The organism is Mesorhizobium robiniae (assembly GCF_040545535.1).
Lineage (GTDB): Bacteria > Pseudomonadota > Alphaproteobacteria > Rhizobiales > Rhizobiaceae > Mesorhizobium > Mesorhizobium robiniae.
Window position 1 is genome coordinate 156,925 of the sequence record NZ_JBEPMC010000005.1, and the last position, 12,196, is coordinate 169,120.

General features: G+C 58.8%; 9 protein-coding genes and 1 pseudogene. 1 reads left to right on the forward strand and 9 read right to left on the reverse strand.

All coding sequences use genetic code 11. The annotated features are described in order from the left end of the window. Window positions 1-5: 5 nt before the first annotated feature. The 9 genes and pseudogenes from ABID19_RS15660 to cysD all read right to left on the reverse strand — a co-directional run bounded on the left by ABID19_RS15660 (window position 6) and on the right by cysD (window position 10,394). Complete coding sequence (locus tag ABID19_RS15660; protein WP_354491869.1) at window positions 6-1,244, reverse strand: glycosyltransferase; 1,239 nt, start codon at window positions 1,242-1,244, stop codon at window positions 6-8. Window positions 1,245-1,253: 9 nt separating this feature from the next. Continuing rightward, window positions 1,254-1,949 (reverse strand): class I SAM-dependent methyltransferase, encoded by a 696-nt coding sequence (locus ABID19_RS15665; RefSeq protein WP_354491871.1) that lies wholly within the window; start codon window positions 1,947-1,949, stop codon window positions 1,254-1,256. Between the two features lie 641 nt (window positions 1,950-2,590). After that, complete coding sequence (locus tag ABID19_RS15670; protein WP_354491872.1) at window positions 2,591-3,532, reverse strand: glycosyltransferase family 2 protein; 942 nt, start codon at window positions 3,530-3,532, stop codon at window positions 2,591-2,593. Between the two features lie 196 nt (window positions 3,533-3,728). Continuing rightward, window positions 3,729-4,619 carry a glycosyltransferase gene (locus ABID19_RS15675; protein ID WP_354491874.1) on the reverse strand — a complete coding sequence of 297 codons (891 nt, stop codon included), beginning with the start codon at window positions 4,617-4,619 and terminating at the stop codon, window positions 3,729-3,731. Between the two features lie 319 nt (window positions 4,620-4,938). Then, entirely contained in the window at window positions 4,939-6,012 is a 1,074-nt protein-coding gene (gene gmd / locus ABID19_RS15680; RefSeq protein ID WP_354491876.1) for a GDP-mannose 4,6-dehydratase, read from the reverse strand. A 107-nt stretch (window positions 6,013-6,119) separates the two neighbouring features. After that, window positions 6,120-6,583 (reverse strand): annotated as a pseudogene (locus ABID19_RS15685) (ISAs1 family transposase); the annotation flags it as partial. 166 nt (window positions 6,584-6,749) lie between these two features. After that, complete coding sequence (gene cysQ / locus ABID19_RS15690) at window positions 6,750-7,538, reverse strand: 3'(2'),5'-bisphosphate nucleotidase CysQ (protein WP_354492178.1); 789 nt, start codon at window positions 7,536-7,538, stop codon at window positions 6,750-6,752. Between the two features lie 10 nt (window positions 7,539-7,548). Next, window positions 7,549-9,486 (reverse strand): sulfate adenylyltransferase subunit CysN, encoded by a 1,938-nt coding sequence (cysN, locus tag ABID19_RS15695; protein WP_354491878.1) that lies wholly within the window; start codon window positions 9,484-9,486, stop codon window positions 7,549-7,551. A 2-nt stretch (window positions 9,487-9,488) separates the two neighbouring features. Continuing rightward, a complete protein-coding gene (gene cysD, locus ABID19_RS15700) occupies window positions 9,489-10,394 on the reverse strand; it encodes a sulfate adenylyltransferase subunit CysD (RefSeq protein ID WP_352936290.1) in 906 nt (301 codons plus the stop codon). A 506-nt stretch (window positions 10,395-10,900) separates the two neighbouring features. Here cysD and ABID19_RS15705 point away from each other — a divergent pair. Continuing rightward, on the forward strand, window positions 10,901-12,181 hold the full coding sequence (locus ABID19_RS15705) for an O-antigen ligase family protein (protein ID WP_354492179.1): 1,281 nt from the start codon (window positions 10,901-10,903) through the stop codon (window positions 12,179-12,181). Window positions 12,182-12,196 lie beyond the last annotated feature (15 nt).

The following is a 12,196-nucleotide window of genomic DNA, read 5'->3' on the forward strand; positions in this document are numbered from 1 at the left end:
TACTCTTACGCGCTCAACAAAATTCGCTGAAACTCGCCAACCGAATTATTCTGAGCGTAGTTAATACAATTGGCGGACAATTTCTGATACTCCGCTTCCGCGGGATCCCGCAAGGAAAAAAGAACTTCCGCCATTTTGGCAATATTCGCCGATGGATAGACGAAACCCATGCCGAACCGCTGAACACGGTAGCCAACGCATCCATGGTCCGTCGCGACGATCGGCTTACCTGATCTTGCCGCGTTGGCCATAACGCCGCTGGAGCTTTCGAAATCGCGCGCATATGGAAGCAGCACGTAGTCGGCTTCACCATATCGACGCTGAATCTCCGCCTCCGGCAGATACTCGTCTATCCATTCAAGCACCCCCGTCTTGCACGCCGCCGCGAGTTTGGGTCGCAAATGCTCACTTTCAGCAACCAGCGAACCGCATAGGACAAACTGGAAGCGCTCCTTTAGGTTCGGCCGAGCCTGTAAGAGTTGCGAGAAATCCTCTATGCCCTTGCGCTTCGACTGGAGGCCAACGAGGAGAACCCGTATCCTGTCATGATGCTGCCTCAAGGTTTGGCCTAACGGAGCCGGCCCGACAAAACGCGGCGGCGGATCCGGAAGCTGGACCAGGAAGGATCGCCAGGTGCGCGTTGCAAGCGCCCGGTCGAAAGCTCTTTCGTCAAGAACGGCCACACGCAGGCCAGGTATCGCCCGCCGCAGGAAACGGAGGTTTTGACGCTGCCTTTCGCGACGCAGCCATACCCGAAATTCGCGGCGCAAGCGTTCAAGCGGATTGCGCGGCGCCGGTGCCTGCAACCCCCGAAGCAGATAGCGGGCGTCGTATTCTATTGCCACCAAAGGCGTGCGACCGAGAGCGGCCTTGATCTCCCGCCTGTGGGTAAGACAAGCATCGGTGAACTCGCGGTTCAACTCGTTCAAGCCGACCGCCAGGATACGTTCGAACTGGAATTCCTTATGGAGTAAAATCAGTGCCCCGATCAAAGCCTCGACGGCTTCAGGACCGATCTTGCCATACCAGAACCCTTCCGGCAGCGGAACGTTGCGGTGCAAGGTAACCGGAATACCCTCGAAAAGTTCGAAGTAATGCTCGGTTTCCGCTTCCCCGCGGGTCAGGATATGAACCTCCCATCCGCACGCAAACGCGCCTGCTGCCGCCATCGCACTGTAATAGAGGCGGCTGCCGCGAAAAATCGGATCGATAATCAGTAGCCTTCGCTTTGCTAGCGTCTTCATAAATACGGGCTAACCGCGCGTTTGATGGGAGGGGAGGAAGTCGAGAAGAAGAGGATTGCTGATGGGCTGCCGTGACGCGATGAAAATCGCGCGGGCATGGGACTGCCACATGTCCTTGCGCATCCAGTCAGTCGGAAATTCTTCATGATAAGGCTGAAACACCGGTACATAGACATGCGCGAACAGCTTGTTCAGGCGATGGTATAGCCAGGCACGCGTCGGACGCGTGCCAGCGCCGCTGAACGACTGCGAAGCCATATCTTTCTGCTCCTTCACGGCCACTAGTTTCTCTTCCGCCCCAAACGAAACACATGTTTCAAGAAGCAGCATCTTTTCGCAGCGCGACGCCATCCAGGTCAATGCGGCGTCCGGATTGCTAAGATGGTAGAGCAGTCCGTAGCAATAGACGACCGAATGTGGCTTTACCTTGACATCGTCCGGGTGCTCCAGATCCCCTAGAACGGTAGATACCTTCGCGTTGAGCCGCTGGTTCAGAAGGTCGAGGTTCTCCTGGCGCGCTTCGACGGCGGTCACGCTGCAACCACGATCCAGGAAAAAGGTCGTATGGTCGCCGGGTCCGGAACCCAATTCGAGAACATCGGTTTTCTCGATCGGTAGCGACAGGCGTGCGAGATGCTCCAGTCGGCGCGCATTGTGCCTCTGGTAATGCACGCTTCCAAATATCTCGGAAGGCGTCTTGGACATATTCGGCACCTCGACATCCTTTTTTGCGTGTTCGGCACCGCAAGACGGTGCCACGCTCGATCTTATGAGGGAAAACACTTGTTCCCAGCTTCAACTCATTAAGCGGGTTGCTCGACTACGCGAAGACGGCCGACGGGATTCGCCTGCAGATTACCAATCGAAGGTGGAAGTTATGCCTTCGCGAAGACCGATCGCGGCGGACCATCCTTGATCTATCGACGTTCAGCAGCTTGCGCGGCGCATCATCGGGTTTTGCAGAACCAAAAGCGAACTCGCCGGCAAATCCAATAACGTCCGCGACGATCTCAGCGAGTTCACAAATCGTCACATCGACATCCGCAGCCACATTCACGTGGCCTTCGCCCGAATTCTACGAGATAAACTCCATCCTGACAGGACACTCCAGTAATGAGCGCCACACGTTCATTCATATCTTGATTCCACCTGATGCCGGTCAACTCCTTAGAGGCTACACAGCCATCAATCAACTATCCTGATTTCGCCTCTGCAAATCGCCTACCATCTCGGCTACAGCCGTGTCGTTCTCGTCGGCGTCGATGGCTCGCAATGCCGGCGGACGGGAGATCGTGGACGCGTGGCGGGCGTTTGCGGATATTTCCGAAGTCAGCTGCGCTGGGACTTTAGCCGAGCCCGACAAATTCTTTTTTTCGCGTCAGACTCGCCTCTGGCATCGTCCGGATCGACTCGATCTCCCAGCCCGGTGAGAGCTGCAGATTTCGACGCGGGTGCTTCAGAAACGACTTTGCCAGGTTCATCAAGGCCTTGGTCCTGAAGCCGGCGAAATAATTCGCTGCGGCGCGCTCGAGATCGATATAGCTGTCGAGACGCCGCAGCTTTTGTGGATCCAGCCCTTTCTTTGTCCATTTGGTGCGCAAGACTTGGGCTGCCTGCTCGATCTGCTGTGGATCCTGCCGTCGCGTTCGCTCTATCGCCACTGCCGCTACAGGCAGCACGGCTAGGGAGAATCCCTTCAGCGCCAGAGAAAGAAACCAGTCCACATCCTCGAATCGCCTCATCGTTTCATCCTGCGGGCCTGCTCGTTCGAGAGCGGTCCGTCTGTTGAAGATCAGACAGGAACCGGGCGAAAACCAGCAACCGGAGGCAAATTGGTCGGGATCAGCGGATGGTCGCGGCCAGCGTGCCGCAATCGGGGTGCCATCTTCCCCGCAATCGATCCAGCCGCACCCGTAGAGAATCGTGCCGTCCGACCTTCGCGACTGATCGACCATAGCGAGGGACCAGCGGGTTGCCAGGCTGCCGACCAACAGGCAATCGTCGCTGTCAAGAAACGATATCCATTCTGTGTCGGCTGCCTGCATTCCAGTGTTGCGGGCGGCGGCAGCGCCTTTGTTCTTTTCGTGACGGATGAGACGGATATTAAGCCGCTCGCGGAACTCCCCCGCGATCGCCACGTTTGCCGCAGATCCATCGTCCACGACCAACGTTTCGGTAGGAAGGGTGTCCTGACGTGCCACGCTCGCCAGCGCCCGATCGAGTTGATACTGACGGTCGCGAACCGGGATGATGAGCGTCAGTGGGATCGTGCCGGGTTTGGCGTGCATGAACAGTTATGTTTCGTGGCAGTGGTCAATGGGCTGCAGCGCCATATCATAAAGGGCATTCGGCCGGTAGAAGAACATTAACAATGGGCCAGCCCCGCGCCAGAGCGAATTTTACGCGGCGCGTCGCGGCACAGCAAAATCCGTGGTTTCTGCTCTCCGGATCGCTTCGGGAATGCACGGCACGAAAAGCCGAACCTCACCATCCGCAGCCATGCCCCCGATTGAGACGGTGAAGGGAAAGGCCGCGATACCAACTCGTTGGCGAGCGGTTGTAGCGGCATGCCAACAGGCCGACGTTCAGCGCCTTCTTGGGTCGTCCGCCGAAGAAATGTGCCCGTGCCTTGGCGAGCGCGGACAGCGAGGCGAAAGAATCGAGCAATCCTCGCTCACTCGCGTCGCCCAACTGATCGCGTAATGCGGGGACCATCTGCAAATTTGCGTCATGAACATCGTGATAGGACTCCCACGTCGCAGCCATGGTCTTCGAGCCGCCGTGCGAATTGTATCGATAGACGGTGGAAGTCAAATAGCTCCTCTTATCGGATAGGCGCAGCAGTTTCAGCAGCATGTGACGATCGGCTCCAAGCCCGATGTCGCACTGGAATGGCCCTGCCTTCCGGAGCAGCCCGGCATGCATCAGCCGGCTGTTTGCGGTCGGTACCGCAAAAAGGATCGACGCCGGATTCATTGGTCGTACGTGATGGTCGCTTCTCCAGACAATTTTGCCTTCCGATGCGATCTCGGCCTCACCAGTCACCAGATCGGCCTTCTCTTCGCGCGCCTTGCGCCAAAGATCCACGACTGCCCCAAGCAGGAGGTCGTCCGAATTGAGCCAAACGATGTATTCCCCACGTGCCTGCGCAATCGCCTTGTTGAGCCCCTCATAGAGCGAGCGGTCGGGACTCTCGATCAATCTCACGCCTGAATTGCGCAAAAAGTCGCGTGTCCCGTCGGTGGAGCCGCCGTCGGCGACGATGATTTCGCAATCGGCAGCCGGAAGGGCGGACTTCACGGATTCGATCGCGGCGGGCAAGTGCGGCATGCCGTTGAGGCAAGGCATGACGACGCTCAGAATGGATTCCAGCATGAACTCAGAATATCCTTATTCCATTGGATCCGGTCGCAAGTTCGACTGGCGGGCTGAGCATGGCCTCAGACGACTGATGCTTCAACCTAAAGGCGCCCAATACCGAACCGCTCCTCAGCCTCAAGATCGAGACGGGTGGCGATCATCTGCGTCTCTAGAAAGGGCTCGAACTTTCGCAGCCATCCGGGCCGCCCGACGGCATTAGACGTTGCAGTCAGGTGGCGTTCAGCCTCGCCTCGCCTTGCTCCACGTGTCCGCGGAACCAGGCATAGGCGTGCACAAGTCCCGACCTCAGGTTGTATTTCGGGCGTGGGCCTCGCTATCGCGCCGAGCGGTCGTTTCGCCAAGCTTCCCGTTCGAACAGTGCTAAGTCGAAAGCGACCATCTCGGCCACGAGCTCTTTGAAACTGGTCGTATGCTGCCAACCCAGCCTGGCCCTGGCCTTGGCCGGATCGCCGATCAGAAGATCGACCTCTGTCAGTCGGAAATAGCGCGGATCGACACGCACCAGGATATCGCCCGACGCCTTGTCGCGACCGACTTCGTCGACACCCGTGCCCTCCCATACGACCGTTCGGCCAACCTCCGCAAATGCGAGTTCCACGAACTCACGCACGGCATGCGTTTCACCTGTGGCGAGCACGAAGTCGTCAGACTCGTCGTGCTGCAAAATGCGCCACATACCTTCGACGTAATCGCGGGCGTGACCCCAGTCGCGTTTGGCATCCAGATTGCCGAGGTAAAGTGCATCCTGAACGCCGTGCTGAATGCCCGCCACGGCGCGCGTGATCTTGCGCGTCACGAAGGTTTCGCCCCGGGACGGGCCCTCATGGTTGAACAGGATGCCGTTCGAAGCGAATATGCCGTAGGCCTCGCGGTAGTTGACCGTGATCCAGTAGGCGTAGAGCTTCGCCGCCGCGTAGGGTGAGCGCGGATAGAAGGGCGTTGTCTCATTCTGGGGTACCTCCTGAACCTTGCCGTAAAGCTCCGAGGTCGACGCCTGATAGAACCGGACCGTCTTCTCCAGGTCGAGAATGCGGATGGCTTCCAGAAGTCGCAATGTGCCCAGCGCATCTGCATTGCCGGTATATTCAGGCGTCTCGAAGCTGACCTGAACATGGCTTTGCGCCGCTAGATTGTAGATCTCGGTCGGCTTCGTCTCCTGCACCAGCCTGATCAGGTTGGTGGCGTCCGTCAGATCGCCGTAGTGAAGAAAGAAGCGCGTCCCACTTTCATGCGGGTCCACATAAATACTGTCGATGCGCTCGGTGTTGAAGGATGAGGAGCGTCGCTTCACACCGTGAACGGTGTAACCCTTGTCGAGCAACAATCTCGCTAGGTATGCCCCGTCCTGCCCCGTGACTCCGGTGATCAGCGCCGTCTTGTCTGCCATTAAATTGTTCCGGTTGCTGTTAGCCGGAGACAGGACTTATCGAAATAACCGCCAAACGCAACTCCGGATTATCGAATCTGTTTTGACGACAAGGCTCCGAATCCAGGTCAACGCCGAAGCTCTCCAAGGATGGCGGCGAGGACGTTGGGATCCCAGCCTGCCCTTTTGTGTCTGAGTTTGATGGAGCGCTTGCCGTTGACGGCTCTGACGAGATTGAGGGCGAAATGGCGCACGATGGCTATGTTGAGTGCGCCATGGCCTGTTCTGACCCGGGACCGGTCGTCGTTGAAGACGACGTCGACGCGCACGATGGTTGTGACGTCCGGCAGGCGCAGTTCACCGGGAAAGGGGCGCTGGCCTTCGAGCCAGCCGGCCTCGTGGCTGACGTGAAAGTGGTGGCGAAAGCCGAGACCAGGTGCAGCGGAGATTTGCCGGCGCTCCTATCATGGCTGCGCCGCGAGGTTTTGCCGTCGATGGCGACGAAATCAGGCCTGTCGAGCTAGGTCTCGTGCACCCAGGACGTGAAGGCGTCGGCGAAGAAGGCCGGCTCGATGCGGTGCTCAGCGACGGTCCTGCTGCTTAGTACTCGAGAATTTTGGGAGCATTCGTGGCCAACCTCTGCAACGCCGGCGCATCGCCCCTTCCGAAATCGAAATCGATTTCGCTCGGGACCATGCACAAAATCCAAGTACTACACGCCTTTGCGAGACCAAAGGACGCGCGGCGCTGTATAATCGTCAGGCTGACGTGGCGACCTTGCCGCTGGCAATGAAATGCGGATTGGCGAAGTCTTCGTCATCGCTCTGGTTGCGCTTGCCGTAGGCGAGCGGCTGACCGTCGAGCGTGCGTGTTATGCCGCCGGCGGCGCGCAGCACCGCATCGCCGGCCGCGGTGTCCCATTCCATGGTGCGGCCGAAGCGCGGATAGACATCCGCCTCGGCGCTGGCGAGAAGACAGAATTTCAGGGAGGATCCGACCGAGACAATCTCGGCGGCACCGAGGCCACGAATATAGGCTTCGGTTTCCGGCGTGTTGTGGGAGCGGCTGGCAACCACGGCCAGCGGAGTTGCGGCCGTTCTGACCGAGATCGGCCGGCGAGCGGCGATCTGATAGTCGCCGTCAATTTCGAGGGATTCCGCCCTGCCCGGCCGGCCGGAAAAGAAGCGTCCGGTGCATGGCGCAAAGACCACGCCGATCTCCGGCACGCCGTGCCGGACGAGCGCGATATTGACGGTGAAGTCGGTCCTGCGGTTGACGAATTCCTTGGTGCCGTCGAGCGGATCCACCAGGAAGAAGGCGTCGTCGAGGTCGGGCGGCACGATGCCGCTCGATGCCTCTTCCTCAGCCACGCAAGGGATGCCGGGAAACGCGTCGCGCAGCCCAGCCAGAATGATCTTTTCGCTCTCGCGATCGGCCTCGGTCACCGGCGAGCTGTCTGATTTCTGATCGACAGCGCAGCCGGTATCGAAAACCCGCATCACCTCTCGCCCCGCCGCCAAGGCAAGGCGCTCGAACACGCCGAGCATCGCTTCGTCGTCAGATGCCGCCGCCGCTATCGTATTGGTTTTCGGCAATGTCGCGCTCGTTCAGCCAGAGTTCCAGGGCCTCTACCATCTCCTCGGCAGACTTGCCGAGTGTCTTGAGATGGATTTCGGGATTTTCCGGGGCTTCATACGGTGAATCGACGCCGGTGAAATTCTTGATTTCGCCATTCAACGCCCGCGCATAGAGGCCCTTCGGATCGCGTCTGGCGCACTCCTCAAAGGGGGTGTCGACAAACACCTCGACGAACTCGCCGTTGGCCATCAATTCCCTGGCCATGCGCCGCTCGGCGCTGAACGGCGAAATAAAGGAAACGATGACGATCAGCCCGGCATCGGCCATCAGGCGCGCCACTTCCGCAACGCGGCGAATATTCTCGACCCGATCGGCGTCGGTGAAGCCAAGATCGCGATTGAGGCCGTGGCGGACATTGTCGCCATCCAGGATATAGGTATGGCGACCGGTGGCGAACAGCTTCTTCTCGAAGAGGTTGGCGATGGTCGACTTGCCCGAGCCCGAGAGCCCGGTGAACCAGAACACGGCAGGCCGCTGGTTCTTCAGATCGGCACGACCGTGCTTGCCGACATCGAGCGATTGCCAGTGGATGTTTTCGGCGCGGCGCAGCGAATGCAGGATCATGCCGGCGCCGACCGTGGCGTTGGTGATGCGGTCGATCAGGATGAAGGCGCCGGTCGTGCGGTTCTCGGCGAAAGTATCGAAGGCGATCGGCGCCCGCGTCGAGATGTTGCAGATGCCGACCTCGTTCATTTCGAGCGACTTGGCCGCCTCATGGGCAAAGTCGTTGACGTTGACGCGGTATTTCAGGTCGGTGACGGTGGCGCTGGTCTGATCGGTCTCGGTCCGCAGGATATAGGAGCGGCCCGGCAACAGTGCGTGCTCGTCGAACCAGACGATGTTGGCGGCAAACTGGTCGGCGACCTGAGGCCGCGCCGCTGGTGATACCAGCATATTGCCGCGCGAGACCTCGACCTCGTCGTCGAGAACAAGGGTGATGGCCTGGCCGGCGACCGCTTGGCTCAGATCGCCGCCATGCGAGACGATGCGCCTGACGTGAGCGGACTTGCCGGATTTAGCGACAACAATCTCGTCGCCTGTTGAAACCGAGCCGGACGCGATCGTGCCGGCAAAACCGCGAAAGTCGAGATTGGGGCGGTTCACGTACTGCACCGGAAAACGGAACGGCAGTTCGACAACGGCTTCATCGACCGACACGGTTTCCAGATGTTCTATCAGCGTCGGTCCGGAATACCATTTCGTCTTGTCCGAGCGGCTGGTGACGTTGTCGCCGTAACGGGCAGACATCGGGATTGGCATGATCGTCTGGAAGCCGAGCTTGTGCGAAAATTGCCTGAAATCCTCGATAATTCGTTCGAAGACAGCCTTGTCGAACCCGACGAGATCGATCTTGTTGACGGCAAGCACGATGTGCCGGATGCCCAGCAGCGAGGCGATGATCGAGTGGCGCCTTGTCTGGCGCAGCACACCTTGACGGGCGTCGATCAACACAATGGCCAGATCGGCGGTCGACGCGCCCGTGGCCATGTTGCGCGTGTATTGTTCGTGGCCGGGCGTGTCGGCAACGATGAATTTGCGTTTCGGCGTGGCGAAAAAGCGATAGGCGACATCGATGGTGATGCCCTGCTCGCGCTCGGCCTCGAGCCCATCGACCAAAAGCGCGAAATCGACGTCGTCGCCCGTCGTCCCGTGCTTGCGCGAATCACGCTCCAATGCGGCAAGCTGGTCCTCGAAAATCTGCTTGGTGTCCGAAAGCAGGCGCCCGATCAGCGTCGACTTACCGTCGTCGACGGAGCCGCAGGTGAGGAAGCGCAGCAGCGACTTTTTCTCCTGCGCAGCCATGTAATCGCGTATGCCGTCGGTTGGGGCGAGGCTTTTGGCCAAGATGTGGCGCATGCTCAGAAATACCCCTCGCGCTTCTTCTTTTCCATCGAGCCGGCTTCGTCGCGATCAATGAGACGGCCCTGGCGCTCCGATGTGCGCGCGGTGAGCATTTCGCCGACGATGGCTTCCAGCGTGTCGGCGTCCGATTCGATGGCGCCAGTCAGCGGATAGCAGCCGAGCGTGCGAAACCGCACCAACCGATTCTCCACCGTCTCGCCCGGGCGCAATTCCATGCGGTCGTCATCCCTCAGAATGAGCATGCCGTCACGTTCCACGACCGGCCGTTCCTTGGCGAAATAGAGCGGCACGATCGGGATGTCCTCCTGGAGAATGTACTGCCAGATGTCGAGTTCGGTCCAGTTCGACAACGGAAAGACGCGGATCGATTCACCTGATGCGATGCGGGTGTTGAATATCTTCCACATCTCCGGCCGCTGGTTCTTCGGATCCCAGACGTGCTGGGCGTTGCGGAACGAGAAGATCCGCTCCTTGGCGCGCGACTTCTCCTCGTCGCGACGGGCACCGCCAAAGGCTGCATCGAAGCCGTATTTGTCGAGCGCCTGCCGCAGCGCCACGGTCTTCATCACATGCGTATGGGTATTTGAGCCATGGTCGAAGGGATTGATGTTGTCGCGCACCCCGTCTTCGTTGACATGGACCAGGAGATCGAAGCCGAGCTTTTGCGCCATCTGATCGCGAAAGGCGATCATCTCGCGGAATTTCCAGGTCGTGTCGACGTGAAGAAAGGGAAAGGGCGGCTTGGCGGGGTAAAACGCCTTCATAGCAAGGTGCATCAGAACGGAGGAATCCTTGCCGACCGAGTAGAGCATGACCGGCTTGGCGAAGGCCGCTGCAACCTCGCGGAAGATATGGATGGACTCGGCCTCGAGCCGCTGAAGGTGCGTAAGCGCGATGTTCATGGACTGTGAGCGTTCTCTCGTGCCATCCAGATCTTGCATCGTGCATCAGGCGCAATTTTCAGCTGCCCGGTTCAAGCTTCACTCTGGACAATCTCATTTTCGTGCAGGCGTTCTAGCAGATCGCCATTGTTTATAACAATGCAAGACAGGCCCGCCCTAGAGTGGTTCGGGAATGAATCTTCCACGCGGGGACCAGAATCCGGAAATTCCTGCTCAATAGGCTGATGGCCTAGGTAGCCCAAGGAAAATATGTCCCGGGGGCCGAGATCAGCATCAACTCGATTACATTTTCCTGCGGTCGCAAGCGATGGATTGAGCAGCACTGTCGATTTTGATGGCTGCCCCGGCCCTGCTGCACTATCGAAAACCATGATCAGCCGCTATACCGGCTCCTGAATGAACCACCGCGCGTAGCGCAATGCGCATGAACCTTGAACATCATCGCGCCAGACACGATCAGTTTAAATACTCATCTCGAAAGACCGTGAAGAATGCGAATTATACCGCTGGAGAGACTTTCATTGATAAGAAATGAACTAACACCTTCGCGGGTCAATACATATTTCTCCATTCTTTGCTTCTTTTTCCCCCCTGTCCTAGGGTCGGTCGTTAGCTTTGTATTCAATGGCGGTGGTCTCTTGTCCGTCCTTCTGATTGCCCTGAAGAAACGGCGCTTCAACATTGACCAGCCCATGATTGCGATGACGATCGCAATCTATGCCTATTGCGGGACCGTTATCCTTGCTTCCATCGTCAACAACTCGATTGCGAGGGATGCGTCGCATCTTGTGCCGCTGATCACCTTCCTGTTTTTCCCCTTCTCATACTCGACCTGGAGCATTTCGCAGAAGACCACGCTTGCCCGCATCATCATACTCAGCAGCATGGCCGCTTGCTTCGGGGCATTGCTGTTGGCGATTGTCCAATATCATTGGCTCGGCATAAGGGCCGAAGGCGGGGCCGGGAATGCGATCGTGTTCGCCACGGTCACCTGTCTCGCCGCCATGGCCTGTCTGGCGGGTGCCCTGTCGGACATCGAAAAAGCCAAAAGCCTGCTCGTCGGCGCGGCGCTAGCTGGAACGATCGCCATCCTCTACTCGGGGTCACGTATCATCTGGCTGGCGATTCTGATCGCGGGCATCGCCGTTTTACTGATCCATCGGCAGAAGCTAAGGGGAAAGAACGCCCTTCGCCTGTCGTTGATACTGGGCGTGGTCGGCCTCGCGATCGCGGCTTTTGTATTCCAAGTGCAATCGTGGCGAGTCGAGTTCTTCCGTTCCGAATGGGCCGCGCTCACAGTGCATGGCGACTACACCACCTCCTTGGGATTGCGCGCCGCCATGTGGCATATCGGTCTCGCAGCATTTCGCGACATGCCGCTTTTCGGACATGGGGTGGGCGCGACGCCGCTGCTGATGAAACAGGGGTTCCAAGAGTTCGGCATGGTCCACGGCTTCAGCCATTTCCACAACGGCTTTCTGACCGCACTGGTGGAAGCGGGCATTCTGGGGGCCGTCGCGCTGGCGGCTATATTCGTCGTTGCCGCCAGAAACGCAGCCAGGGTGCTGCGTATCAGCAGCGATCCGGTCGAACGGTTCGGCGCCACGATGATCATCATCGTCGTTGTCACCTATCTCACAGGCGGCTTGACCGGCATTCTGGTCGGCCACGACATTCTTGATTCGATGCTAATGGTATTCCTGGTGTCGGGGACATATCTTGCATCGGGGCGCCACATGCCGCCGGCGGGCGAACAGGCGCTTCCCACGTCATCGGCTGCCGGGTAGCAGCTTCGGGCAAAG

Coding starts and splice junctions, on each gene's coding strand:
- gmd (WP_354491876.1), bottom strand. CDS start 6,012: ATGGCAGACAAGACGGCGCTGATCACCGGAGTCACGGGGCAGGACGGG.
- cysQ (WP_354492178.1), bottom strand. CDS start 7,538: ATGCTCGGCGTGTTCGAGCGCCTTGCCTTGGCGGCGGGGCGAGAGGTG.
- cysN (WP_354491878.1), bottom strand. CDS start 9,486: ATGCGCCACATCTTGGCCAAAAGCCTCGCCCCAACCGACGGCATACGC.
- cysD (WP_352936290.1), bottom strand. CDS start 10,394: ATGAACATCGCGCTTACGCACCTTCAGCGGCTCGAGGCCGAGTCCATC.
- ABID19_RS15670 (WP_354491872.1), bottom strand. CDS start 3,532: ATGCACGCCAAACCCGGCACGATCCCACTGACGCTCATCATCCCGGTT.
- ABID19_RS15660 (WP_354491869.1), bottom strand. CDS start 1,244: ATGAAGACGCTAGCAAAGCGAAGGCTACTGATTATCGATCCGATTTTT.
- ABID19_RS15665 (WP_354491871.1), bottom strand. CDS start 1,949: ATGTCCAAGACGCCTTCCGAGATATTTGGAAGCGTGCATTACCAGAGG.
- ABID19_RS15675 (WP_354491874.1), bottom strand. CDS start 4,619: ATGCTGGAATCCATTCTGAGCGTCGTCATGCCTTGCCTCAACGGCATG.